Raw genomic sequence first — 24,089 nt, forward strand, 5'->3', positions numbered from 1 at the left:
GATAAGAGGATAGCCATGACCAAACTCACCGCTCAGGCCGCAGGAACCTTTGCGATCGCGCCGACGCCGTTCCACGATGACGGCCGCATCGACGAGGCATCGATCGACCGGCTGACCGATTTCTATACCGATGTCGGCTGCGACGGCGTCACCGTGCTCGGCATCCTGGGCGAGGCGCCGAAGCTCGACGCCGCCGAGGCCGAGCAGGTCGCGCTGCGCTTCGTCAAGCGCGCCAAGAAGCTGCAGGTCATCGTCGGCGTCTCGGCGCCCGGCTTTGCCACGATGCGCTCGCTGGCGAAGAAGTCGATGGATGCGGGCGCCGCCGGCGTCATGATCGCGCCGCCGCCGCATCTGCGTACCGACGACCAGATCATCAGCTATTTCAAGCAGGCGCAGGAAGCGATCGGCGACGACATTCCCTGGGTGCTGCAGGACTATCCGCTGACGCTGACCGTCGTGTTCACGCCGGCCGTGATCCGCAAGATCGTGATGGATTCGCCGTCCTGCGTGATGCTCAAGCACGAGGACTGGCCGGGCCTGGAGAAGATCTCGACCTTGCGCAACTTCCAGAAGGACGGCTCGCTGCGGCCGCTGTCGATCCTGGTCGGCAATGGCGGCCTGTTCCTCGATTTCGAGATGGAGCGCGGCGCCGATGGTGCGATGACCGGCTATGCCTTTCCTGAGCTGCTGATCGACGTCGTCAACCTGTCCAAGGCCGGCAAGCGCGATGCCGCGCATGATCTGTTCGATGCGCATCTGCCGTTGATCCGCTACGAGCAGCAGCCCGGCGTCGGCCTGACCGTGCGCAAATACGTGCTGCAGAAGCGCGGCATCATCTCCTCCAGCGCCCAGCGCAAGCCAGGTGCGGTCATCACGCCACAGGCGAGGGCGGAGGTCGACTATCTCTTGTCCCGTGTGGCGCGCGTCGATCGCCGCGCCAATCTGCAACCGCAATCCAGTGCAGCAGGCTAATCATGACCGAGATCGTTGCCCCCCGTCTTGCCTCGACCGTGCTGCTGCTGCGGGATGGAGCGTCGTCTGAAATCGAAGTCTTCATGATGGTTCGCCATCACCAGATCGAGTTCAACTCGGGTGCGCTGGTGTTTCCGGGCGGCAGCGTCGACAAGAACGACAAGGAGATCGCCGCCGATCCTGCGCTCTTTTCCGGCGGGGAAGGGCTCGACGGCGACGCGCTCGGCTTCCGCATCGCGGCGATCCGCGAGACCTTCGAGGAGAGCGGCATCCTGCTGGCGCGGCCGGTAGGCTCGAAGGATCTGGTCGATGCCAAGCGTGCGAACGAGATCGCGACCGCGCATCGCGCGGCGCTGAACGAAGGCAAGATCAGCTTCCTCAAGGTGCTGACCGACAACGGCATGGTGCTCGCGCTCGATGAGCTCGTGCCGTACGCGCACTGGATCACGCCGGAGGGCATGCCGAAGCGCTTCGACACCTGGTTCTTCCTGGCCGCCGCGCCGCCCGAACAGCTCGGCGCCCATGACGGCAAGGAATCGACGGACTCGATCTGGGTGTCGACGCGCGAGGCGCTGGAAGGCGGCGAGAGCGGGCGCTTCAAGCTGCCGTTCCCGACCACGCGCAACCTGATCCGGCTCGGCAAGCAGCCGAACGTCGGCGCCGCGCTCGCCGACAGCGAGGGCAAGTCGATTGTCGCCGTAATGCCCGTGATGACCAAGACCGCCACCGGTCGCCAGCTCCGCATTCCCAAGGAAGCGGGGTACGACGGCGAGGTGTTCGACGTCGGAGCGTTGGGGTAGGTCCGTCGTCCTGAGAGATGGCGTGTGCGTGACTCACGGGCGGCGCAACACATTCAATGTCGTCCCGGCCTAAAGCGCGATGAGATTAGGTTGAATCGTCGTCGCGCTTTAGCTCCTTGTTTGAGCATGATCTTTTCGGAAAACCGCTTCGCACTTTTCCGGATCATGCTTTAGTGCGCAATTGCGCACGGGAGCCGGGACCCATAACCACCGACGTTCATTGTTGAGCGACGCTGGGGCCGCACCTTTTTCTTACAGCACAACCCTGTGGTAATGGGTCCTGGCTTTCGCCGGGACGACGATGGGAAAGCGAGGCGCTTTCTAACCACACTTCGGTCTGTAGCGAAGGATCACACACTCACATCGATGTAGCTTCCGTCTCAACCATCGAGACGGAATCCCGCCAATGACCACCACTCCACGACAGCCGAGCATGGCCTTCGAGCTCGCCTTGCTGGTCGCGCTCGCCACACTGTGGGGCGGCTCCTATACCTTTATCAAGCTCGGTGTCGCGACCATCCCGCCGATCACGCTGATCGCGGCGCGCACCGCGATCGCGGGGCTGCTGCTGCTCGTCATCATGCGGATGCGCGGCGTGACGATGCCGACCGATCGCGCGACCTGGCGCCGCTTCATCTTCCAGGCCTGCCTCAACAGCGTGATCCCGTGGACGCTGATCGCCTGGGGCGAGCGCTTCGTCGATGCGGGGCTCGCCACCATCCTCAATTCGGCCTCGCCGATCTTCACCTTCCTGTTCACCACCGCGATCACCCGCCACGAGGCCGCGAGCCCGCGCAAGCTGTTCGGGGTGATATCAGGCATGGCCGGCATCTGCCTGATCGTCGGCGTCGATGCGTTCCGCGATCTCGGGCAGGGGATCGTAGCCGAGGTCACGATCGTCGCCGCCACCATCTGCTATGCCTGTGCCGCGATCTTCAGCCGCGGCTTCAAGGGGCTCGATCCGATGGCGCCGGCGGCGGGTTCGCTGATCGCGGGCGCTGCGATCCTCGTTCCGCTCAGCGTTGCCGTCGAGCGGCCCTGGACGCTGTCGCCGTCGACGACGTCGCTCGCCGCATTGCTCGCGCTTGCAGTGTTCTCGACCGCGATCGCGTTCGTGATCTACTTCCGCCTGATCCAGACCCTCGGCTCGGTCGGCACCACCGCGCAAGCTTACTTGCGGGTGCCGATCGGGGTTGCGCTCAGCGTCATGTTGCTGGGCGAACGGCTGAGCCCGACGGCATGGATCGGGCTCGCCTGCGTCGTGATCGGTGTCGCCGCGATGACGATTCCCGCACGAAGAGTCGCCACGGCCTGAGGTCATCGCCGCGATGACGATTCCGGCGCGAAGGGCCGCCACCGCCTGAAGTTTCGCCCGCTGAAACCGGCGCCTTGCTGCCGCCGGCCAATGCCTGCATGCTGCCCGCAACGAGATCACTGGGCGGGAAACGAGACGATGTTGCAGCGGGTCAGCCTCATTGCCGGTGCGTGCCTGGCGTTGCTGGCGATGGCGGGCACGGTGCGCGCGCAGGACTTCCCGAACCGGCCGATCCGCATCGTCATTCCCTACGCACCGGGCAGCGTCGCCGACGTGTTCGCGCGCATCATGGCGCAGGACATGCAGGAGCAGTGGAAGGGGACGATCGTCGTCGAGGCTAAATCCGGCGCCAATGGCTCGATCGCGGCCGAGGAGGTCGCACGCGCCGCTCCCGACGGCTACACATGGCTATTGGTGACGACCTTCTTTACCGCAAGCCCGGCGCTGAACACGCAGCTGCGCTGGGATCCGGTCAGGGATTTCGTGCCGGTCGGGCAGATCTGTCTCGCCCCGAACTTCTTCATCGTGCCGACCTCGTTGCCGGTGAAGACCGTCGCCGACTATGTCGCGCTGGCCAAGGCCAAGCCGGGGACGCTGAACTACAGCCATCCCGGCAAGGGCTCGACCGGCCATCTCGGCTTCGAGCTGTTCAAGCGGCTCGCCGGCATCGACGTCACCGCGATCGGCTATCGCGGCTATCCGCAGATGGTGCCCGATATCGCGAGCGGCCTGATCAACTCGAGCTTCCTGTCGGCCAACCAGGCGCTGGCCCAGGTGCAGTCCGGCGGCATCCGGATCATCGGCGCGATCAGCGACGGCCGTTCGAAATACTTTCCCGACGTGCCGACCATGGCCGAACAGGGGTTTGCCGAGGCCCAGGTGACGCCGTGGTTCGGCTTCGTGGTGCCGGCGGGCACGCCGCAGCCGGTGGTCGAACGCATCAGCGCGGCGCTGGAAACTGCGCTGGCCTCCGCCGAGGTGCGGAAGAAGCTGGATGTTGCCGGTTGCGACGCCCGGAGCGCGCCACTGAAGCGCTTTGCGGACGTCATCGCGGCGGACGTCGCCCTCTGGGCACGGGTGGTCAAGGAGGCTGGCATCCCGCCGGACTAGGCCGACGCTGCCTGTGCCGGAATCGACCACCGGCACCCGCCCGGGGTGACGCCGGTCACACCGCCGGCGGGTTGGGCCGTGCAGCATGTTTCCCCAAAGCCCGTAATTTCCCGTATATTAGGGCGCATTGGACCCCGGCCTTGATGACATGACCGCTGAATTGCCGCCGAATTCGCAAGCGCCGCGTGCGTTCTCCCTCTCCATTGGCCAGCTCACGTTCGGCAGCTTCCTGCTGGTCCTGGCTGTGATCATCATCACATCCACCGCCAGCGTGATCGCGATCCGCCACATCGATACGACCTTCGCCGAGCTGCAGCGGCTGCAGAGCGTCGGCGACATCGCCGAGGATATCGACCGCCGCATGAACGAGCTGCGGCTGGCGGCGCGCGACTTCGTCACCGAGCCGGGCAGCCAGTCGGTCCAGGTCGCGGAGGCGGCCCAGTCGCTGAGCGAGATTCTAAAAAAGACCCGCATCAAGCTGGCGCCCGAGCAGCAGGACATGATCGACGGCGTCACCCAGCGGCTGGCGACCTATCGCAACGGCATCGAGCGCATCTCGGCGCTGCTCAGCCGCCGCGCCGAGCTGGTCGCCGGGCTGCCGCCGCTGCGCGATGCCTTCGACAAGGCGGTCGCCGCGAGCAACGATGCGGCGCTGGCCAATGCGCTGTCGCAATCCCAGAGCCGGATTGCCACCGCGCTGCTGGCGCACAACACGTCGGCCGCCGAGCAGGCCGCGCAGAGCATGCGGGCTATGACCATCTCCGATCCCGCGCTGCGCGGCGCCGTCGACAATTATGCCGAGGCGATCATCGCGGTCTCGGTGCGTGAGGGCCAGATCGCCGACATTGACAAGGAGGTGCTCGGCGCCGAAGGACGGCTGATCCAGAAGGTCACCGAGCTGCTGCGCGAGCTCAGCTCTCGCCGCGGCCATGTGCTGTCGCGCGATTTTGCCCGGACGCTGGCTGAAGCGAAATGGCAGAGCATCGTGCTCGGCACGGCGGGCGTGCTGATCGGCCTGTTCGCGTCGGTGCTGGTGGTTCGCCGCACCGTCCGCCCGCTTGCCAGGATCGCGGGCTCGATCCGCAAGGTCGCCGGCGGCGAGAAGAGCGCGTTCATTCCCGGCGCCGACCTCGACAACGAGATCGGCGACATCGCGCGCGCCGCCGAAGTGTTCCGCCAGACCCTGGTCGACGCCGACAGCGCGCGCGAAGCGGCGCTGCGCGCGCTCGCCGAGCAGCGGCTTGCCGAAGAGAGCTACCACAAGCTGTTCGAGGCGTCGGTGGAGGGTATCTACGTCACGACGCCGGGCGGCGCGCTGCTCAACGCCAATCCGGCGCTGGCACGGATGATGGGCTATGCCACGCCGCAGGACCTGATCAAGGGCATCGACGACATCGCCACCACCGTCTACCTCGATCCGGCGGCGCGCGAGCAGTACCAGCAGCTGATGCAGCGCGACGGCACGGTGCGTGACTACGAGTACCAGGTGCGCGCGAGCGACGGCACCGTGCTGTGGCTGTCCGATTCGGCGACCGTCGTCCGCAACGACGCGGGCGAAGTGATCCGCTACGAGGGCACGGTGCGCGACATCACCGACCAGAAGCGCGCCGAAGACGCGATCGCCGAAGGCCGTCGGCTGTTGCAGATGGTCATCGACACCGTGCCCGCCGTCATCAACGTCAAGGACCGCGACCTGCGCTACGTGCTGATGAACCGCTACATGGCGGGGATCTTCGGCATCGAGCCGCAGGATGCGATCGGCCAGACCACCGGCGAGTTGATGTCGCGCTACGGCGCGGCCAAGACCGATGAGAACGACAAGCGCGTCCTGTCGGCGCGGCGCGAGCTCGGCTTCTATGAAGAGGAGTACAAGGACGTCGCCGGCAACATGCGGCAATGGCTGGTCAACAAGCTGCCGATCCTCGATGCGCAAGGCGAGATCGAGAACATCGTCACGGTCGCGCTCGACATCGGCGAGCGCAAGCGCTCCGAGCAGGAGATGCGCAAGGCAAGGGATTCCGCGGAGGCCGCGTTGCGCAATCTGCGGGAAACCCAGAATTCGCTGATCGAGGCCGAAAAGCTTGCCGCGCTCGGCCGCCTGGTGGCCGGCGTCGCCCATGAGGTCAACAATCCCGTCGGCATCAGCCTGACGGTGGCGTCCGCGCTGGAGCGCAAGACCGCGAATTTCGCCACCCAGGTCGAGCGCGGCGACCTGCGCCGCTCCAGCCTCAACGATTTCCTGAACACGGCGCGCGATGCCTCCTCGCAACTCGTCGCCAATCTCAACCGCGCCGCGGAACTGATCCAGTCGTTCAAGCAGGTCGCCGCCGACCGCAACTATTCGGACCAGCGCACCTTCGACCTCGGCGATCTCACCGAGCAGGTGGTGATGAGTCTGAGGCCCGGCCTGCGCAAGCACAATCTGACGCTCAATGTCGATTGCGAGCCGAACCTGATCATGAATTCCTATCCGGGACCGTATGGCCAGGTGCTGACCAATCTGTTCCTCAACGCGGTCGCGCATGCGTTCCCGGACGGCAAGGCCGGCGAGGTCGAGATCCAGGTCCACGCCGCAGGCGGCGACAATGTCGAGGTGATCTTCGCCGACAATGGCTGCGGCATGAGTCTCGACGTGCGCCGCCGCGCCTTCGATCCGTTCTTCACGACGCGGCGCGATCAGGGCGGCACCGGGCTCGGCCTGCACATCGTCTACAGCATCGTCACCACGCGGCTCGGCGGCCGGCTCTCGCTGGATTCCGCGCCGGGCAACGGCACACGCATCCAGATGATCCTGCCGCGCGTCGCGCCGCTGGAGCAGGCCGCGGAGTAGGCACGAAGCGAAATGGCCAGCCGCGCGCTCGCTCTCGTTCCGTCATCCCCGCGCAAAGCCTTTGCGCGGGGATGACGGATCTCGCAGCGAGTTTCAAACCGCTAATTGATATCCGCGAGCTTGTGCAGCGTGGCGCCGAAGATCAGGCTCGCCTTGCCGACCAGCGCGGTCCCACTCATGGTGCCGCGGGTGTCGGTGAAGGTGCCGGAGACGCCGATGCCGACGGGCGCGGGCCCGCCGAACAGCGGGTTGTCGGTGTCGCGCGGCGTCGTGTGGCGTTGCACAAGGACTTCGCCCTTGAAGGCATCGCCCTTCACCGTGTAGCTGCCGGTGTAGTAAAGATAGGCGTCGCCGCCCAGAATCTGGCCGTCGCGGAAGAGAATGACGCCGCTGCCCTTGCCGACGCGACCGTCCAGCAGGGTGACGTGAATTGAGTAAAGTCCGTTCTTCATGATGTCCCGATTGCTGGCCGCCGCGCCCACGGCAAGCCAGTTGGTTTTTTATGCCAAAGCGAGCAACCTCGTGCAATGCGGCAGGTTGATTCCCGGGTGTTCCGCGTTCGGGTGACACCCTCGGTTCCTGCCAGGCAGTGTGACGGCGCGATGACAGCGGACCGTACGCGCGAATCAAAGTGGCCCGCGAAATGCATAGCTCTGGTTGCACTGGCCGGTGAGTGCTGGAGCAAACACATGTCTGACTGGATTGAATCCGGCGGCCATTGGGCACGCCCTCGCAGGCTCAATGGAACTCCGGCCCGCTATGCGGGCCACATGATCGTATCCCTCGTGCTGATAACGCTGGTGTTGGTCGCGGCCATGCGAATCGCGCAGGCGCGCGATCCCGACGGCCGCTACGCCAATTCGCCGCTGAAGGAATGGTTCGACGGCCTGCGCAGCGGCAAAGGGCCGTGCTGTTCGGATGCCGACGGTACAGCGGTCAGCGATGTCGACTGGGAATCCAAGGACGGGCACTATCGTGTGCGCCTCGACGGGGCGTGGATCGATGTCCCCGACGAGGCCGTGGTCACCGAGCCCAACCGGGTCGGCCGCGCCATGGTCTGGCCGATTCCCAGCTACATGGGCGTGACGATCCGCTGCTTCATGCCCGGCAGCATGACTTAGCGCCGCACGCGTGGCTCAGACGTATTTCTGGTCGCGCTCGAGCAGTTCGATCGAGATGCCCTGCGGACCGCGGATGAAGCAGATCCGCACGCCCGGACGGATCGTGGTCGGCTCCTTGGTGAATTCGACGCCCTTGGCCTTGATCTCGGCCGCGACCGCGTCGATGTCCTTCACCGTGAGCCCGAAATGATCGAGCCCCTGATAGGGCGTCACCGGCGCGGCGTTGACGCCGTCGCCCTGGGTCACCTCCGCAATGAACACCTTGGCACCGCCGAGTTGGACGTCGATGCGGCCGGGGCCGCGGATGATCTCGCCGCCGAGAATGTCGCGCAGCCAGGTCGCAGTGGCCTCGGGATCGGGACTGCGCAGGTGGACGTGGTCCCAGGTGACGACAGGCATTGCGATCTCCTTGCTGTTCTCGCGCCGCTTCGGCGCGCGGCACTCGCTCTCGGGCGGCGCGAACTTAGCGAGCGGCCGGCCGTGAGGCCATCCCTCCGTGCTGCCGGCCGCAAGATTGTCGTCCCGGAATGAAACCATTGCGGCCGTCAGCGATTGTCTTCGCGTGGCCGCTCGACCTGCGGCCGTCCCGGAAGCCGCGCGGTGCGGCTTCCTCTCTGTGTGGGGGGCGGCCCGATCAGGCTGCCAGGGTGAGGGCACGACGATGCGGATCGGCTTGGCGTCGTTTCGGAGGTTGGCCGCCGGACGTCTCGGTGAAGGGGGCTTCTACGCCAGCCTGCTGCTGCCGCTGATTGCGCTCGCCGGGATCGCCGCATGGTTCATGCTCCCCGAGCCGAGCGACGCCGGAGACCAGGATATCTGGCCGGTGTCCTCCATGATCCGTACCGCCCAGAATGCCCCGACCGCTGTGCAACCCGCCCAAATCACAAATCAGACCGCGAGGGATGCGCTGGCCGCACCGGCGGACGAGCCGACTACTGTCGGCGTTGCCGCCGCCCCACAGGGAGCAGAGGAGGCCAAGCCGTCCGGGCCTGGCGCTGAAAGGTCGCCGCTGGACAAGCTGCGGATCGCCTCGCAATCGTGGCGGCGCGGCGGGCTGGGTTCGAAGGCGCTGGTCACCCTGACGCTGCGCAATGCCAATGATTTCGCCGTCAAGGATATCGAGATCGCCTGCGCCTTCATCCGCCGGGACGGTCGGCCGCTGACCGAGCGCAAGCGGCTGATCTCCGACACCATCGCCATGAAAAGCCGCAAGACCTACTCGCAGATGTTGGTCGGGTTCGTCAACGTTAACGCAAACAAGGCGAAATGCTCGGTCGTGACGGCCAGCCGCCTTTAATTCCCGGCATCTCGAAAAAGTGACCGCAAATTGACCTGCCGGGTGAACCGTAACGGCCGGGCCGGAACTAACTAATAAACCAGCCGTTAGTGACCGACCCGGGAGCGCGGATAGCGTCCGGGTGATCATGCGCAGACGATGAAATCGCCCGCGCGATGACTGATGTCGTCGCGCCGAGATGAACCGCGCCCTGCTGCGCGGGGGGAGCTACCAAAATGCCTGTGGCGCGTTATTTCCTGTTCGTTGGTGGAGTGCTGCTCGCGCTACTCTTCGTCGTCAATGCCATCGTGCCGCAGGAGGCCGTGGTCGCCGGCCAGGCCCAGGGACTGTCGTCGTCGGGTGTCGACAAGACCATGGTGCGCATCAAGTCGACCCAGAAATTGCCCGAGCGGGTGGTCTACGACACCAATTTGCCGACCATTGTTCCAGCGCAGGTCAACGCGGTCGCCGCGGCCGTCCCGTCGGCTACGGGCGATGCGTCGGCGCAAGCCCGCGTCCGCAATACGTTCGCCCAGTTCATTCCGCCGGAGAAGGCTGATGCGCAGAAGGTCGCGGCTGAGGCAAAATCGGCTGAACAACCGGCGCAGGCCCAGCCTCAGGCGCCGAAGAAGCGCAAGGTCGCGCGCTACCATGCCCATCCCCAGCAGCCGATGCGGCTGGCGCAGCCCGGCATGTATCAGCCTTACCGCGTCGCGCAGCAGCAGCAGCGCATGGGCTTCTTCGGCGGCTTCGGGACTTGGTAAGAAAAGGCTGCCGCAGTCGGCAATCGATCCGCCGCCGCAAACACTTGCGGCGGCATTTTCACGTCCGCGATCAGGCACCTCGCCGGATGCGGGAAGGCGTCCGAGTGCCGCCCGCTACCTTTAGCGCGGCAGGCGCGGAATCTTGTCCGCGAAGCCGTTGTAGCAGGTCAGCCGCTCGTCCTCTTCCTTCACGAAGCGGCAATCGTTAACGCCCTTGGCCGGGGCGGCTTTCGGCTTCGGCTGCGGCTTGAAGATCTCGTCGTAGCAGATCAGCCGCTCCTTGGTGGCGTCGTCGATGTCCTGACAGGCTTGAAGCTTCTGGGCGACCGATTGCGGCTTGCCGGGCGCAGCAGGCTTCTCGCCCTTCTTGGCGGCCGACTTCTTGCCGACCTGGACCAGCGGCTTGTCGCCGACCATCGGCTGCGAGGTCGCCGCCGGCTTGTCGGCGTCGGCGGGGGCCGGCGTGATGCCTTGGGCAAGCGCGGCAGCCGGGCAGAAGAGCGCCAGCGCGAGGATGATATGTCTCATGTCGAAAATGTCCGAAATGGCGTGATGACCGGAAGGATGGCGCCGGGGATCGGAAAAGCCCGGCAAGCGCCGAGACTTAACGCAAGTCTTGCCCGAATCCTACCCCCAGAGGTGACCCGCCCGGCACCGATCCACCGGCAAAAGTGAGGGCAATTCGTCGCCGCTCGACCCGCGGGAGAGCGTGAATTGCCTTTGCCCGGCGGGGCGGCTATGACGACGCCATCTGCGCGACTGGCGCTTGGATGGACCACCATCGGGGAGCGCAGAGACTGAACGCCGCGCGCCTGGGCACCGCTTCGAAACGGAGGTGCCATGACGGCGAACATTCTCGATGGGCATGCACATGCCCAAATTGTCATCGACAAGATTGCTGGCGAACTCGACCGGCTGCCCCGCGCGCCGGGGCTTGCGGTCGTGCTGGTCGGCTGTGATCCGGCGAGCCAGATCTATGTGCAGAGCAAGGTCAGGATGGCCGGACGGCTCGGCCTGCGCGGCGAGGTCGCACGCCTGCCGGATGATGCCAGCGAGGCCGATCTGCTTGCCGGAGTAGAGGCGCTCAATGCGCGCGACGATATCGACGGCATCCTCGTGCAGCTGCCGTTGCCGGCGCATATCGACGCCTTGCGCGTGATGGCGGCGGTCGATCCCGCCAAGGACGTCGACGGCCTGCACGCCCTGAACGCCGGCCGGCTGTTTCACGGCGACGATGCGCTGGTGCCGTGCACGCCGCTCGGCTGTCTCCGGCTGATCAAATCGACCCTGCCGGACCTCACCGGCGCCCATGCCGTGGTGATCGGCAGCTCCAACATCGTCGGCAAGCCGATGGCCGCGCTGCTGCTGCAGGAGCACGCGACCGTGACCCAGACCCATATCCACACCCGCGGCATCAGCAGGATCTGCCGCGAGGCCGACATCCTGGTGAGCGCGGTGGGCAAGGCGGGCCTCGTGCGCGGCGACTGGATCAAGCCGCAGGCCATCGTCATCGATGTCGGCACCACGCGTGTCGAGAAGCCGGACGGCGGCTATGCGGTGTGCGGCGACGTCTCGTTCGACGAGGCGGTACAGGTCGCCGGTGCGATCACGCCGGTGCCGCGCGGCGTCGGCCCGATGACGATCGCCTGCCTGATGGAAAACACGCTGAAGGCCGCAAAGGCGAGGGCGGCCCGGCTGCAATGGCGCGGGATACCTGCGGCGATATGCGAGGGGCGGGTGTCGCTCGCGTATCGCGCGCGAAGTTCATGACGTCCGGGGTAATGGAAAGCCCGCACCATTCGTCTATCGTCGCGCGACAGATGGAGGCGCCCGATGCTGTATGCGGAAGATCTCACCGAGGGCCAGACGTTCAAGCTTGGCAGCTATACGATCGGCGAGGCCGAGATCCTGGAGTTCGCCGGCAAATATGATCCGGTGCCGATCCATGCCGATCCCGTCGCGGCTGCGGCCGGCCCGTTCGGCGGACTGATCGCAAGCGGCTTCAACACCATTGCGATCTATCAGCGGCTCGTCGTGGAGGCGATCTGGACCAAGGTGGCGGGGATCGTCGGGCGGAGCTTCGAGATTCGCCTGCCGAGCCCGGTTCGGCCCGGCGCCACGCTCACCGGCCAATCCCAGATCCAGAAGATCACCATCAGGCCGGAGCGGCGCGACGCTGTCGTGATCTTCAAGACGGAGCTGGTCAACGACGAGCAGCGCCCGGTTCTTGTCCTCGTGCTCGACGCGCTGATCCGCATGCGGCCGGCGGAGCAGGGGCGGGCATAGGCGCGGCCTGAGGGGCATCCCGAAGTCATCCGCCTCGGACGGCCGTCAGCGCCTCTACGTGTTCCCCGCACGCGACCTTGTCGTCGCGCAATGTTGCGGCAATTATGACAAGCCGGCGGCAGAACAGCAGCGCATCAATGACGTCATCATCGACGAGGTCGTGCTGCCCGGTAGTTGGTTCAGCTACGCGCTGTGGGGCATCGGCCTGGACGGATGTGGGCGTGAAGATGGGCGTGAAGAGCAACAAGCGGAAGCGCGGGGAGATCGAAGCCAAGCGGCGCAAGGCCGAGGAGTGGCGCCGCATGCAGGCGCAGCGCGCCGCCGAACAGCGCCGTCTCCATGAGTACAAGATTGCGCTGGCGCGCGGCGAGGTTGCCGTGGTGACGAGCGCGCTGGCGCCTTCGAACAGCTATTCGACCCCCGACTTCGTCCTGCGCGGAACCTATCGACCCGAGCCTTTCGTCTGCAAGGACTGCGGCGTTGCCGAGGTCTGGACGCCGTTGCAGCAGAAGTGGTGGTACGAGACCGCCAAGGGCGACGTGTTCACCAAGGCGGCGCGCTGCCGGGCCTGCCGCAGCAAGGAGCGTGCGCGCAAATCCGCCGCGCGCCGTGTGCATCTGGAAGGGCTCGCAAGGAAGAAGCCTCCCGTCTCGTAGCGATGGGCGTGACTTCAGAGTCGCACTTCACGTCCGATACGCGGGGAACCGCTGCGCAGGCGGTCAATGCGTCGCGCGTGCGGAACGTTTCGGTGCCTGATCGGTTCGAGACCTTGAAGCCCCCGATGTGGGGTGCGGGCGGGGAGGAACCAGCCAAGGAAAACTTGTCAAGGAAACCTGTCAAGGAAGCCATCGCGGCCGGAACCAACGAGAAGGAGCAGCGGATGAAACTCAATTCCACGCAAGTCAAGCAGACCATGACGCAACTGAATGCCCAGGTGCTTCCGGACGATCACCCGGCCGTGGCGCAACTGAACAGCGTGTTCGGTGAGCACACATTCTTCGTCGACACCAGCGGGCTCAAGGTGCTCGAACCTGCCCAGACCTCCGACATGTCGGGGCAGACCGGCGAAGTCGTCAGTCTCGCCGAATGGAGCGATCCGGAGCTGACGTCGCTTCGGCCGCACGAGCCGGAGCCGACCGGCGTGCTCATCGCGCTTGAACCCAGCAAGCACTGAAGCGTTTTCGCGCGCAAGCAAACGCAACCAAGCAAGGGGATTGAGAGCATGATCCGATTCAATCGGATCATGCTCTTTGTGCTGCATCGCGCGGCAGCCGCGATCGGCCGTCCTGGTGGCGACAGCCCCGACGTCACATCAAGAGGTGCCGAAAGTCACATGGCAAATCAGCGCCGCCTGCGTATGCATCGGTTTGAGATGGGTATCCAGGCGGTGAGGGGCAGATGGGGATCGTGCGGCGCTGGAGCCCTGACGAGGACGAGAAGCTCAGAGAACTCGCCAGGGCCGGCAAGAACGCTCTCGAGATCAGCAACGAACTGACCCGCAGCGCTTCGGCCGTGCGCCGGCGCGCCGAGGTCCTGTCGGTCCTGATCATGGCAAAGGCGTTTCGCGCGCGCCCCTCGCATGTCGCCACCCATCTCGAGCGGGTCGCGATCGACGCAATCCGCAACCGCCGTCCGTTTCCCGCGGGCGTCGGCCCGAGCACCATTGCCGGAATGATCGAGAAGGGCTGGATCGTCCCGGAGATGGGGCGCAGATACAACGTGACCGATGCCGGCGTGGAGGCCGTGCGGCGGAAGATTCCGAGCGGCTGAAAGGAATGCCGGCTGCACGCCGGGCGCGCCATGCCGAAGCGGCTTGCGCATCCGGCGGGGAAGGCGGACCATTCGCGACCGAATGTAAGATTTCGCGCCCGAGACGGACGCCCCGTCCGTTCAATCATCGGGGGGCACGACGACCTGCGGCCTCTCTGTGTCCTCTTCAGCCCACCGATCCGATTGCGCCGATGCTCAACGCCCAGCTAGCCCAAGCCGACCGATACCAAGCCGACCGATACCAGCGTTTCGCCGATCTCGCTGTCACCGTCGGTGACGCGATCAATGCGATCGCCGGGTTGAATCCGGCTCAGCGTACCGACGTGGACTTCCTCGAACGCGAATTCATCCCGGCACTGGGGCTCAATGACGAACTGCTTCATGAGCAGCCGCCGGAACTGGCGCCGAACTTCGGCAAGGGCCTCCACCTTTGGCAATACCCGAACCAGCTTGCGCCATACCTCGCCTGGCTTGCCCGCAATTCGTCCGGCGTCTCCTCGTACATGGAAATCGGCTGCCGCTGGGGCGGCATGTTCATCCTTGTTACTGAGTGGCTCAGGAACAGCGGCGCCGACCTGAAGACCGTGATTGCACTCGATCCGATCGCGCCGACGCCCTTTATCTCGACCTATTTCGATCTGCTGCAGCAGCAGGCCGCTATCGAACCGATCTACATGCAGGATTTTTCGACCTCCCCGCTGGTCGGTGCGCATGTCGACCGGCTGAAGCCGGACTTCGTCTTTATCGACGGCGATCACAGCCTGCGCGGTGCGCTACAGGATCATCTGCTGGTGCGTTCCCACGCCCGCATCATCGTGCATCATGACATCCATTCCCAGGCCTGTCCCGATACCACGCTGCTCTGGAAGGCGCTGAAGCAGTTGGAAGCGCCAAGCTTCGATACGTTCGAATTCACCAGCCAGTATCCGTCGGTGAATGGCTCATTCCTCGGCATCGGCGCCATGAAGCGGCGATCGGCGCAGATGTAGGACCGGGAGCCGGGCAATCGCCGCGATCACGAGCTCGCGGGCCGATCGCGGAGGTTCAGCTTGCTCTTGTCGCCGCCGGCCCAGGCCAGGGTCTTTGGGTCCATCACGCGGAACCAGAGCGGCGGGATCGCCGCCAGCCCGAACATGCCGGTGTAGCCGTTCGGCAGCCGCGGGATGTCGTCGAAATCGCGCAGCGACTGGTAGGGGCGCATCGGGTTGGCGTGGTGGTCGGAGTGACGTTGCAGGTGGAACGTCATCAGGTTCGAGACGATGTGGTTGGTATTCCAGGAGTGGCGCGGCTCGACGGCCTGGTAGCGGCCGTTCGGCAGCTTCTCGCGCAGCAGCCCGTAGTGCTCGACATAGTTGGCCTGGGTCAGCGCGTACCAGCCGAGGAAATGGTGCGCGACGATGAAGGGCGCGACCTTCCAGCCGAACAGCGCGATCAGGACGGCCGCGACGACGAGCGTCAGCGCAAAGCCTTGCAGGATCTCGTTGTTGACCGACCAGACCGGCTCGCCGCGCCGGGTCAGCCGTTCGGCTTCATTGCGCCAGCCGCGCTTGAAGGCGCCGGGCAGCTCGCGCGTTGCGAACGCATAGATCGATTCACCGAAGCGCGCGCTGGCGGGATCCTCGGGGGTTGCGACCCAGGTGTGATGGCCGCGATTGTGCTCGACGCGGAAATGCGCGTAGCCGACCGCGCAGTTGGCGAGCATGCCGAACAGGATGTTGAGCCTGTCCGGCTTGTGGCCGAGTTCGTGCCCGATCAACAGCGCGCCGCCATTGATGGTGCCGACGCCGAGCAGCAAGGCGACATAGGACCACCACGGCAGATCCTGGGTGCCGAAGAACGCAATCAGCGCGACGTAGTTGATCCAGGGAAACACCACGGTGATGCGCGCGAGCCGCAGGTAATAGGGATCGGCCTCCATCGCGGCGACCACTTCCGCCGGCGGATTGTGGGTGTCTTCGCCGAACACGACGTCGAGCAGCGGGATCAGGATGAAGATGAAGACGAAGGGGATCAGCGTCACCAGCGCATTGTGCGTCCGCAGGAACAGCCAGTAAGACAACAGTGGGATCAGCGGCGGAATGAACGAGAGCATCCAGAGATAGCGTTTGCCGTCCCGGTAGGTGATCGTTTCGCCAGCAGCATTGGTGCCCGTGAAGATCATCGCATTCCCTCCAGCGTCTCTTGCGAGGCGGCGTTTTATTGGGCCGAGCATGCCGCGAGGCGGGCCTGCGCCGCCAGTTCACAACAGGCCAATCTTGTGGCATTTTGCGCCAAGCCTGTTCGGCCGGACGCTCGCGAGGGGGAGGTCGCCGACGCCATGCACGGATCGGAATCCGATACCCTTCGCACGCCGGTGTCCGCGGCCTATGCGCGGGCCCTGGTGCGGGCATTTGGCCAGACGCGAAGCGATCGCGACGATCTGCTGAAGGGCACCGGAATTCGGCTCGACGCGCTCGACCAGCCCGGCGCTCACATGCCGGTATCCTCGCTGGTGGTGCTGGCGGCCAACATCACCCGCCGGCATGGCGAACTGTGGCCGTTGTCGGCCGCGACGGTGTGGTCGACATCGCTGCAAGGCGCGCTCGACGTCGCGACCAGGACGGCTCCGACCATCGCGGATGCGTTGGCGACCGGCGTGCGTTTCGGGTCGACCCGCGCGCCCTTCGTCCGCAACCGGCTCCGCAAGACCGCGCGCGCGATCCAGATCGAAATCTCTCCCGCCGTCGCGATGGACGAAGCGCTGTGGCACGCCGTGGCGCTGGCGGTCAGCCTCAACGTGCACGCGGTGTACGTCCAGCTGCTCGAGGATGCGATCGGTGAGGCGACGCTGCAATTTCCCTGGCCGCCGCCTGCGGGCGCGGAGCGGCTGCTCGAGCATTATTCCTGCGCGGTGAAGTTCAACGCTGCCGCCTTCATCTTCGAGGTACCGAAAGCGCTTGGCGCGCGGCCGTCGCCGTTTGCCGATCCGCAATTGCACGCCAAGGCCATCGAAGCGCTCGAGGCGATCGAAAATCCGCAGCCCGACACCACGGCGCTGGCGGGGATCGTCGAGCGCCTGATCGCGGCCCGCCTGCCGCGGCGTCTCGCTGAGGAGGAGGCCGCGCGCCTCGTCGGCACCTCGCGGCGAACGCTGGTGCGGCGGCTCGCCGAGACCGGCAGCGCCTTCCGCCCGCTGCTCGACGGCGTGCTGCGCGCGCGCGCAAGGATCATGCTCGCGGCCGGCACCCAATCGCGCGACGAAATGGCGGCCGCGCTCGGCTACACCGATGCGACGAGCTTCAGCCGGGCGTGCCGGCGGTGGTTCGGAGAGAAGGGCGGGCGGGGTTAGGGCGCGGTTGACGCCTCGCGCAAGCCCACAGACCTGGTGGACGGTACGCAGACTTAAACGATGCCGATCCCGTCAATGCGTATGCAGGGCGTCGTAGGCGTGAGCAAAAAACACAGCGGCGCTGAGGAGCAGCAGCGCGACAATGGTCGCTTCCATCATGACACTTCCCCATTATTGTTTGGGAGAAGTGGTACCGGTCAAATGTTTCCGCCAGGTTTCGTCCGCTGGTGAAAATGGTTTCGTGGCTGCCGTCGCACGCTGCCACGGGGGCGTCCAAATGATGGCGCGCTCGGAGAGATTCGAACTCCCGACCCTCGGAATCGAAATCCGATGCTCTATCCAGCTGAGCTACGAGCGCGTTGCGGGTCGATTATCAGACTTGGGCGGGGAGGGCCAGCAGGCACGAAGCGCGGCACCCGGCGGTGCCGGCGCCCCGGCGGTCCTCTCCCTTAAAGCCGTCAGAAGCAGGGATGCCGTCGGTGGTCCTGGCCGATATAGGCGGCCGCGCCCTGGTAGCACTTGTTGCGCGGGGAGCCATCGTAATAGGCGAACGTGCCGGCAGTCGGGCCGGGGCCGTAATTGTGCAAATAGCTGATGTGGTAGGGCAGGCCCCAATGGGCGTGGTGGTGATGCCGGTGGTGGCGCGGATGGGCCGTGAGGTCGGCCGCAGCCGCCGGGGTCAGGGCCATCACGGCCAGAGCGAGGGCGGCGAAAAGCTTGGTCTTGGTCATGGGCGGCCTCCGGTCATTTACGGGAATCGGCATTGTGGGCCGCCCCGGGGCCCATTTAACCTGGAATCGGGGCCAAAAGCTGCGGGAAATCAGTCACAGCGCGCCAAATTTTGCCTTTTTGCGGATGCTTAACGGATTGCCAACACAGTCCGGCCAGAGTCTTGCGGTCAGGTCCGCCCGGGCCCGGCCTTTCCCGCGGTTTCGAACGATCCATGCGCATCACGCCCCTTGTCGCCTTGCTGCTCTCGGTTCTGGCCGCGACGCCCGCGCGGGCGGTGCTGCACATCACGCGCGACCATGGCGGCTATGTCGAGGAGTACAAGGCCAAGTACAAGCAGATCCGCGAGCGCCGCGAGCGCGTCGTGATCGACGGCATCTGCAACTCGGCCTGCACGCTGGTGTTCGGCATCGTGCCGCTGAACAAGATCTGCGTCACGCCGCGGGCCAGCATCGGCTTCCACCAGGCCTATTACGACAAGGCCTTCACCTTCGGTATCAAGGTCACCAGCCTCGAGGGCACCTCCGATCTGATGTCCTACTACCCCGATACGGTGAAGGACTGGATCCGCCGCAATGGCGGGCTCACCACCGAGATGAAGAAGATCAAGAACGGGGTCGATCTCTGGAAGATCGTCGATCCCTGTCCGGAAGAGTGGTAGGCGCGGACGCGCTCGCGCTTCGAACCTCCCCAGGTCTCTCTTGGGGCTTCAAGTCTTGGGATTTCAGGTCCTGGGCCTGACGTCGCCATCCGACACCAGCAGCACGGACGCCTTCGACTTGCCAAGCACGGCCGTGGCGACGCTGCCGAAATTCAGGCTGTCGCCCTGGATGCGGTCGACGCCGATCACAACGAGGTCTGCCCGGCTTGACGCGATCTCCTGCTGGATCGCGACCTCAGGTGCGGTGTTGGCGCGCAGCCGCGTCGTCACGTTGATGTCGTAGCGCGCCGCGGTCGCCGCGATGTCCTTCAGGATTGCTTCCTCATGCGCCAGCGACATACTGGGGCTGGTGCGGCGGGCGCCCTTGTCGCGCGTGGTCGAGACATAGACCACCTGCAGCGGCTCGCTCGAAAGGCGCGCCAGCGCGATCGCGACCTCGGCTCCGCGCCGTGAGACGTTGCTGCCCGAGACCGGCACCAGGATCTTCCGCGCATTCGCCGTCGGCTCTTTCTCGTGTACGCCCTTGGCGGCCGCGATCGCCAGCGGGCCGTCGAAGCCGGAGGTCAGGTCGTCGAGCTGCCGGTCGAAGCCGCCATCGGGGCCGGCGACCGCGTCCATGCCGACCACCAGCAGGTCGAAACCTTTTTTGGCTTCCTCGGCGATCGCCTCCGCCGCCGTCTCCTCGCGGGCGCGGCTGATGACGTCGACATTGCCGCCGCCGTCGGCATCGGCTTCGGCGCTCGCCTTGGCCGCGTTGATGACCGCCGCCTCGGGGCTCTCCTCATCGGCACGGTTCTTCTCCTGCAGCTTGGCGTTGGCGCCGACATGCAGCACCGTGATCGGCAGACCGCGCCCGCCGGCGAGCTGGCCGGCGAGATGCGCGGCGAATGTCGCGTTGCTGCTCTCGTCGACCGCGAGCAGCAGCCGCTCGAGATTGGCCACGAAGCCGCGCTGCTCATATTCCTCGCGCTCCAGCCGCTCCTTCTCGTCCTGGCCGAGCGGCAGCCGCGCCAGCGCGCTGCGCAGCATCGGCGGCATCGCCATCGTGGTCAGGATCGCCATGGTCACGATCATTGAGAACATGGTCTGGCTCAGCACCCCCATCGACAGGCCGATGGTGGCGATGATCACCTCGGTCGAGCCGCGCGCATTCATGCCGCTCGCCAGCGCATAGGACTCCTGCCGGGTCAGCCCGCCGAGCGCACCGCCGACAAAGGCGCCGCCGAACTTGCCGATGCTCGCAATCAGCACCAGCGCCGCGGTCAACCCCAGCACCGACGGATCCTTCAGCACCGTGAGGTCGGCGCTGAGGCCGGCGAGCCCGAAGAATACCGGCATGAACAGGCTCGAGATCAGCCCGCGCAGCCGCTCGTCGATCTGCCGGGTCAGGATCGGGGATTCCCCGACCAGCACGCCGGCGATGAAAGCGCCGAGCACGGTGTGCACGCCGATCAGGTGCGTGATCATCGCCATCCCGCTCATCAACAGCAGGATCACGGTGATCACCGCCGCCGAAGAGACCAGATTGTCGTTGGCCCAGCGGATCAACCGGAACACCAGCCGCCGGCCGATCGTGAAGCTGGCTGCGAGGAAGGCCAGGGTGCCGAACAGCGCCTGCGCGACCGAGAGGATATCGAGGCTGCCGCGCGAGGCGAGGCTGAAGATGACAGCGATGATGATCCAGCCGAGGGTGTCGTCGATGATCGCGCTGGCGACAATGATCTGGCCGACATTGCGGCGCATGAAGTTCATTTCGCGCACCACGACGGCGACGATCTTCACCGAGGAGATCGACAGCGCCGTGCCGAGAAACAGCGAGGCGATCAGCCGCGCTTCGGGATGCGGCAGCAGGCCGTCGGGAAGGAATTCGCCGAGCACGAAGCCGCACACGAACGGCACCGCGATGCCCGCCACCGAGATCGTGGTCGCGGCGCGGCCGACCTTCCGCACCAGCTTGAGGTCGGTATCCATGCCCGTCAGCAGCAACAGGAGCAGGATGCCGAACTGCGCAATGCCGTCGATCAGCGCCTTCTGCTCGCCGGACGGCGGAAAGATCACGCCGTGCGCCGACGGCCACAGCCAGCCGAACAGCGACGGTCCGAGCAGAAGGCCGCCGAGCAGTTCGCCGATCACGGAGGGCTGGCCGATCCGCTGCATCAATTCGCCGAGACCGCGCCCGACCGCGATCAGGAGCGCGATCTGGACGAGCAGGATGAACTCGGATGGCTTGCTCGCCTTGTCGCCCGCGGCGTCGGCTGCCGTGATGCTCACGAGCAGGATGACGGTCGCCCAAATCGCCGGTTGAAGCCGCCCCCAGCGGATCACCATGGTATCTCCGATTTCCAATTCCAGCGCGGCTCGGCCGGCTTGCCGCATGCGGTCAACGCCCGGGTTCCGAAAGTGATCCACTGGGTCAGATTTTGGAACGGACGCACCGGCGGTTCGTTTCGCTCATGATGCGTTCATCCTGGTGATGCGAATGTCTCCATGAGCGAGCCTGACCGCCGGAGCGGCTGTGGCTCAGCTCGCGCGAACGGGAGGCTGCGATGGCAACCAGATCCAATCTTTCGAAGGCTGAACTCGCGCGTAGCGTTGCCGGCGCCACATCGGCATTGGTGCTTAGCGCGCTCGTCCTGTTCGTCGCCGCGCATCACCTGAGCGGCGGGTAGGCAGGCGGCGCGTGCCGCACCGATCCATCACAGCAGGAAGGTCCCGATCAGGAGGCCGGCCGCAAATGCCCAAAGCCCGAGGGTGCAGGCCGATATGACCCGGACGAGATTGCGCAAATCCACGTCCTGCCAACTGCTATGGGACCGATACGTCAATTGCAGGCACCCCCTGCGGTGGCCGCCTTTGCTTCGCTTTTGCTTCCTGGCCTGACAGCCTGTTCCCGATAGGTGCCGAAATGAAGGCAACCGGTGGTGGCGCCCGATCACGCATTTGCGAGCCGTCGCCTAAGGCGCGATGAGATCGGGTCCCGTCGTCATCGCGCTTTAGCTCATTGTTTGAGCATGATTTTTTCGGAAAATCGCTGCGCACTTTCCCGGATCATGCTCGGGCGTGCGGTATTGTCTTGCTGTCTGCGGGGGCGCCCGCGGCCGGTCAAGCGGCCCGGCGTTTGCGGGTGCGTGCCGCCTTTTTCGCCGAGCGCGACCGCTCCGCCGCGGGGCGGCTCGCGGCCGCCTTGCCGCCGAGCTTGCCGCCCTTGCGCGACGGGGAATGATCCTCGCGCGTGCCGCGGCCGGAGCCGCTCTTCTTGCCGCCGTGGGTCTCCTTGTTGACGGTCGCCCATGCGCGCCGCTCGGCCTCGCGATCCGGAACACCACGCGTCTCGTAGCCTTCCTCGATGTGCTCGGCCTGCCGCTTCTGCTTGTCGGTATAACTCGACTTGTCGCCTCTGGGCATCGCGCTCTCCGGTCTATTTTGATCGAGACGTCTGTCGGACTTCGGCCGTGTCGTCGCTCGTCTCGACGACCTCGAATCTGGATCGGCTGAAGCGGCCCAATCCGCTGAGCTCGTAATAGCCGTCACGTTCGATATCCCTTGTCACCTCGTAGACGCGCCCGAGCGACAGCGTGTCCCGCTGCAACGTGTTGTCGACGCAGCGAACGTGAAAAATCTTGCCGGTTTCGGCCATGCGCTCACCCTGAATTGTTGGTCCGGTTCGACGTTACTTATCGCGCAACGTCACGATCGCAACCGGCAACCCTGCCGCGGGCCGATCACGAAATTTCGTTCGGTAACTTCCATTCGGGCGCTGGTTCGAAGACTTCGCCGTCGCCGGGAATTCGCTTCATGTGATAGCCGGCCGGCAGCACCTGGCCCGGCGCTTCATCCGCGACCGGAACGTCGAAGATCAGCCCGCAGATCAGTGCATGTTCCCACGCTTGCTTCTCCGTCGGAAAAGCCTTGTCGATCTGTCTGTCGCGATCGAATAGCGCGTAGGGCATCTGGCATCCTCGATGCATTGGCTCGACGCAGGCGGCTCGCGTGTCTCGTTCGCCCGATATGTCGAAAACGTCCGTTGCCGACCGGTGTTCCTAAATTCACCCACCAGCCGCGAACGCCGAGCCGCTACCTTGCATGATATCGCTGAGATATTTCGCCGGTGGCTTGCCGAGCGCCTTCTTGAACATGGTGATGAAGGCTGTGACGGACTCATAGCCGAGTGCGGACGAGACCTGCTGTACGCTCGCGCCGGCGGAGAGCTCGCGCAACGCGACGATCAAATGAAGTTGCTGGCGCCAGCGCCCGAATGTCAGGCCGGTTTCCCTCAGGATGAGACGCGCCAGACTGCTCTCGCTCAGCGCCACGCGTTCAGCCCATTCGGCCATCGTGCGGCGATCGGCCGGATCATCGGCGAGCGCTGCCGCGATCCGTCGCAAGCGTGGCTCGGGCGAGATCGGCAGATGCAGCTGCTGCAGCGGCATGCGCGGCAATTCGCTCAGCAGCAATTGCGCAACGAGCGTCTCGCTGCCGCCGTCGTGCTGCATGCGGTCGGAAAGCGCGATGATCAGCTCGCGCAGCAAGGGTGAGATCGACAATGTGCAGCAGCGGTCGGGCAGGTCGGCGGCACCGGGCTCGATGAAGACGAAGAAGATCCGCGCATTGGCGGTTGCGATGTTGGTGTGGCGCGTGCCGCCGGGAAGCCAGACGCCGCAATGCGGCGGCACCATCCACAATCCGTTAGGAACGCGACACATCACGCCGCCGCCGAGCGCAAAGACGAGCTGTCCCTTCCGGTGCGCGTGCTCGGCCGCCTCGACCTTGTTGTCGGTGACGTCGAGGCGCACGGCGATGGCCGCCGCCGCGACGTCATCCGGATCAAGGTCCGGCCAGGGATAGCGAAGTTGAAAGCCCATAACGGAGCTGGAAACCCGTCGAGTGACCGAATTTAGCGATCGATAGAATAGATATGTAAATTCTTCCGACAGCCAAGTCGATAGCTTGGTGCATGCAGATGGCCAGGAGCATGCGATGACGATGATTGCGCCGATGCGCACGCTGGGCGGGCAGGGGCTGTTGTTGACGGGGATCCTGCTGATCGCCTCGACGCTCCGCGCGCCCATTACCGGCGTCGCGCCGATGCTCGGCATGATCGGTGAGACCAGCGGGATCAGCGCGGCG

The 24,089-nt window shown here is 65.4% G+C and carries 27 protein-coding genes, 1 tRNA gene and 1 riboswitch; of the genes, 17 read left to right on the forward strand and 11 right to left on the reverse strand.

What is annotated here, in order from left to right; translation table 11 throughout:
* Positions 1–15: 15 nt before the first annotated feature.
* The 5 genes from AKL29_RS22615 (at position 16) to AKL29_RS22635 (ending at position 7,027) form a co-directional block, all read left to right on the forward strand.
* Positions 16–972, forward strand: coding sequence for a dihydrodipicolinate synthase family protein (locus AKL29_RS22615; RefSeq protein WP_028337619.1), 957 nt, complete (start codon positions 16–18; stop codon positions 970–972).
* A gap of 2 nt (positions 973–974) precedes the next feature.
* Entirely contained in the window at positions 975–1,772 is a 798-nt protein-coding gene (locus tag AKL29_RS22620) for an NUDIX hydrolase (protein ID WP_028337620.1), read from the forward strand.
* Positions 1,773–2,178: 406 nt separating this feature from the next.
* Complete coding sequence (locus AKL29_RS22625; RefSeq protein WP_050385686.1) at positions 2,179–3,087, forward strand: DMT family transporter; 909 nt, start codon at positions 2,179–2,181, stop codon at positions 3,085–3,087.
* Between the two features lie 138 nt (positions 3,088–3,225).
* A complete protein-coding gene (locus AKL29_RS22630; protein WP_050385687.1) occupies positions 3,226–4,197 on the forward strand; it encodes a Bug family tripartite tricarboxylate transporter substrate binding protein in 972 nt (323 codons plus the stop codon).
* 148 nt (positions 4,198–4,345) lie between these two features.
* The gene (locus AKL29_RS22635; protein WP_050385688.1) at positions 4,346–7,027 is read left to right on the forward strand and encodes a PAS domain S-box protein; all 2,682 of its coding nucleotides are present in this window, start codon (positions 4,346–4,348) and stop codon (positions 7,025–7,027) included.
* A gap of 101 nt (positions 7,028–7,128) precedes the next feature.
* Here AKL29_RS22635 and AKL29_RS22640 read toward each other — a convergent pair whose 3' ends face one another.
* A complete protein-coding gene (locus AKL29_RS22640; RefSeq protein ID WP_026192881.1) occupies positions 7,129–7,479 on the reverse strand; it encodes a GrlR family regulatory protein in 351 nt (116 codons plus the stop codon).
* A gap of 237 nt (positions 7,480–7,716) precedes the next feature.
* Here AKL29_RS22640 and AKL29_RS22645 point away from each other — a divergent pair, with 237 nt between their 5' ends.
* Complete coding sequence (locus AKL29_RS22645) at positions 7,717–8,148, forward strand: hypothetical protein (RefSeq protein ID WP_410712072.1); 432 nt, start codon at positions 7,717–7,719, stop codon at positions 8,146–8,148.
* 15 nt (positions 8,149–8,163) lie between these two features.
* Here AKL29_RS22645 and AKL29_RS22650 read toward each other — a convergent pair whose 3' ends face one another.
* Positions 8,164–8,547, reverse strand: coding sequence for a VOC family protein (locus tag AKL29_RS22650; RefSeq protein ID WP_026192879.1), 384 nt, complete (start codon positions 8,545–8,547; stop codon positions 8,164–8,166).
* A 262-nt stretch (positions 8,548–8,809) separates the two neighbouring features.
* Between AKL29_RS22650 and AKL29_RS43705 the strand changes: the two genes are divergently transcribed.
* Both AKL29_RS43705 and AKL29_RS22660 read left to right on the forward strand, forming a co-directional pair.
* Positions 8,810–9,445 (forward strand): hypothetical protein, encoded by a 636-nt coding sequence (locus AKL29_RS43705; protein ID WP_193395241.1) that lies wholly within the window; start codon positions 8,810–8,812, stop codon positions 9,443–9,445.
* A 215-nt stretch (positions 9,446–9,660) separates the two neighbouring features.
* The gene (locus AKL29_RS22660; RefSeq protein WP_051376370.1) at positions 9,661–10,188 is read left to right on the forward strand and encodes a hypothetical protein; all 528 of its coding nucleotides are present in this window, start codon (positions 9,661–9,663) and stop codon (positions 10,186–10,188) included.
* A 120-nt stretch (positions 10,189–10,308) separates the two neighbouring features.
* Here AKL29_RS22660 and AKL29_RS22665 read toward each other — a convergent pair whose 3' ends face one another.
* Positions 10,309–10,716: a hypothetical protein gene (locus AKL29_RS22665; protein WP_050385691.1), complete on the reverse strand. Its 408-nt coding sequence runs from the start codon at positions 10,714–10,716 to the stop codon at positions 10,309–10,311.
* A gap of 217 nt (positions 10,717–10,933) precedes the next feature.
* Positions 10,934–11,013: riboswitch (ZMP/ZTP riboswitch) on the forward strand.
* Between the two features lie 15 nt (positions 11,014–11,028).
* Between AKL29_RS22665 and AKL29_RS22670 the strand changes: the two genes are divergently transcribed.
* The 6 genes from AKL29_RS22670 (at position 11,029) to AKL29_RS22695 (ending at position 15,233) form a co-directional block, all read left to right on the forward strand.
* Entirely contained in the window at positions 11,029–11,958 is a 930-nt protein-coding gene (locus tag AKL29_RS22670) for a bifunctional 5,10-methylenetetrahydrofolate dehydrogenase/5,10-methenyltetrahydrofolate cyclohydrolase (protein WP_050385692.1), read from the forward strand.
* Positions 11,959–12,021: 63 nt separating this feature from the next.
* Positions 12,022–12,474: a MaoC/PaaZ C-terminal domain-containing protein gene (locus AKL29_RS22675; protein ID WP_050385693.1), complete on the forward strand. Its 453-nt coding sequence runs from the start codon at positions 12,022–12,024 to the stop codon at positions 12,472–12,474.
* Positions 12,475–12,701: 227 nt separating this feature from the next.
* Positions 12,702–13,130, forward strand: a complete 429-nt coding sequence (locus AKL29_RS22680) for a zinc-ribbon domain containing protein (RefSeq protein WP_193395243.1) — start codon at positions 12,702–12,704, stop codon at positions 13,128–13,130.
* 224 nt (positions 13,131–13,354) lie between these two features.
* A complete protein-coding gene (locus tag AKL29_RS22685) occupies positions 13,355–13,648 on the forward strand; it encodes a hypothetical protein (RefSeq protein WP_028337629.1) in 294 nt (97 codons plus the stop codon).
* Positions 13,649–13,872: 224 nt separating this feature from the next.
* Positions 13,873–14,244: an SANT/Myb-like DNA-binding domain-containing protein gene (locus AKL29_RS22690; RefSeq protein ID WP_016846479.1), complete on the forward strand. Its 372-nt coding sequence runs from the start codon at positions 13,873–13,875 to the stop codon at positions 14,242–14,244.
* Between the two features lie 5 nt (positions 14,245–14,249).
* Positions 14,250–15,233 (forward strand): class I SAM-dependent methyltransferase, encoded by a 984-nt coding sequence (locus tag AKL29_RS22695; RefSeq protein WP_152977720.1) that lies wholly within the window; start codon positions 14,250–14,252, stop codon positions 15,231–15,233.
* Between the two features lie 26 nt (positions 15,234–15,259).
* On the opposite strand, the gene AKL29_RS22700 is transcribed toward AKL29_RS22695, so the two are convergent.
* Positions 15,260–16,405 (reverse strand): alkane 1-monooxygenase, encoded by a 1,146-nt coding sequence (locus AKL29_RS22700; RefSeq protein ID WP_050385695.1) that lies wholly within the window; start codon positions 16,403–16,405, stop codon positions 15,260–15,262.
* Positions 16,406–16,561: 156 nt separating this feature from the next.
* Here AKL29_RS22700 and AKL29_RS22705 point away from each other — a divergent pair, with 156 nt between their 5' ends.
* Positions 16,562–17,572, forward strand: coding sequence for a helix-turn-helix domain-containing protein (locus tag AKL29_RS22705; RefSeq protein WP_050385696.1), 1,011 nt, complete (start codon positions 16,562–16,564; stop codon positions 17,570–17,572).
* Positions 17,573–17,853: 281 nt separating this feature from the next.
* Here the strand turns inward: AKL29_RS22705 and AKL29_RS22710 are convergent.
* Together AKL29_RS22710 and AKL29_RS22715 are read right to left on the reverse strand one after the other, a co-directional pair.
* Positions 17,854–17,930, reverse strand: a tRNA-Arg gene (locus AKL29_RS22710).
* Between the two features lie 100 nt (positions 17,931–18,030).
* Complete coding sequence (locus AKL29_RS22715) at positions 18,031–18,303, reverse strand: hypothetical protein (RefSeq protein ID WP_028337633.1); 273 nt, start codon at positions 18,301–18,303, stop codon at positions 18,031–18,033.
* Between the two features lie 212 nt (positions 18,304–18,515).
* Here AKL29_RS22715 and AKL29_RS22720 point away from each other — a divergent pair, with 212 nt between their 5' ends.
* Positions 18,516–18,962, forward strand: coding sequence for a hypothetical protein (locus AKL29_RS22720; RefSeq protein WP_018272072.1), 447 nt, complete (start codon positions 18,516–18,518; stop codon positions 18,960–18,962).
* A 63-nt stretch (positions 18,963–19,025) separates the two neighbouring features.
* Here AKL29_RS22720 and AKL29_RS22725 read toward each other — a convergent pair whose 3' ends face one another.
* Positions 19,026–21,290 carry a cation:proton antiporter domain-containing protein gene (locus tag AKL29_RS22725; protein ID WP_167350417.1) on the reverse strand — a complete coding sequence of 755 codons (2,265 nt, stop codon included), beginning with the start codon at positions 21,288–21,290 and terminating at the stop codon, positions 19,026–19,028.
* 218 nt (positions 21,291–21,508) lie between these two features.
* Here AKL29_RS22725 and AKL29_RS46335 point away from each other — a divergent pair, with 218 nt between their 5' ends.
* Positions 21,509–21,631, forward strand: coding sequence for a hypothetical protein (locus AKL29_RS46335; RefSeq protein ID WP_256438759.1), 123 nt, complete (start codon positions 21,509–21,511; stop codon positions 21,629–21,631).
* Between the two features lie 433 nt (positions 21,632–22,064).
* On the opposite strand, the gene AKL29_RS22730 is transcribed toward AKL29_RS46335, so the two are convergent.
* From AKL29_RS22730 to AKL29_RS22745, 4 genes are all read right to left on the reverse strand, one after another.
* Positions 22,065–22,367, reverse strand: a complete 303-nt coding sequence (locus AKL29_RS22730; RefSeq protein WP_050385697.1) for a hypothetical protein — start codon at positions 22,365–22,367, stop codon at positions 22,065–22,067.
* A gap of 13 nt (positions 22,368–22,380) precedes the next feature.
* Positions 22,381–22,599, reverse strand: coding sequence for a hypothetical protein (locus AKL29_RS22735; RefSeq protein WP_028337636.1), 219 nt, complete (start codon positions 22,597–22,599; stop codon positions 22,381–22,383).
* 85 nt (positions 22,600–22,684) lie between these two features.
* Entirely contained in the window at positions 22,685–22,912 is a 228-nt protein-coding gene (locus AKL29_RS22740) for a hypothetical protein (protein WP_028337637.1), read from the reverse strand.
* Positions 22,913–23,008: 96 nt separating this feature from the next.
* Complete coding sequence (locus AKL29_RS22745) at positions 23,009–23,824, reverse strand: AraC family transcriptional regulator (protein WP_028337638.1); 816 nt, start codon at positions 23,822–23,824, stop codon at positions 23,009–23,011.
* Positions 23,825–24,089: the final 265 nt, after the last annotated feature.

Origin of the sequence: Bradyrhizobium pachyrhizi, assembly GCF_001189245.1 — a bacterium.
GTDB classification, from domain to species: domain Bacteria; phylum Pseudomonadota; class Alphaproteobacteria; order Rhizobiales; family Xanthobacteraceae; genus Bradyrhizobium; species Bradyrhizobium pachyrhizi.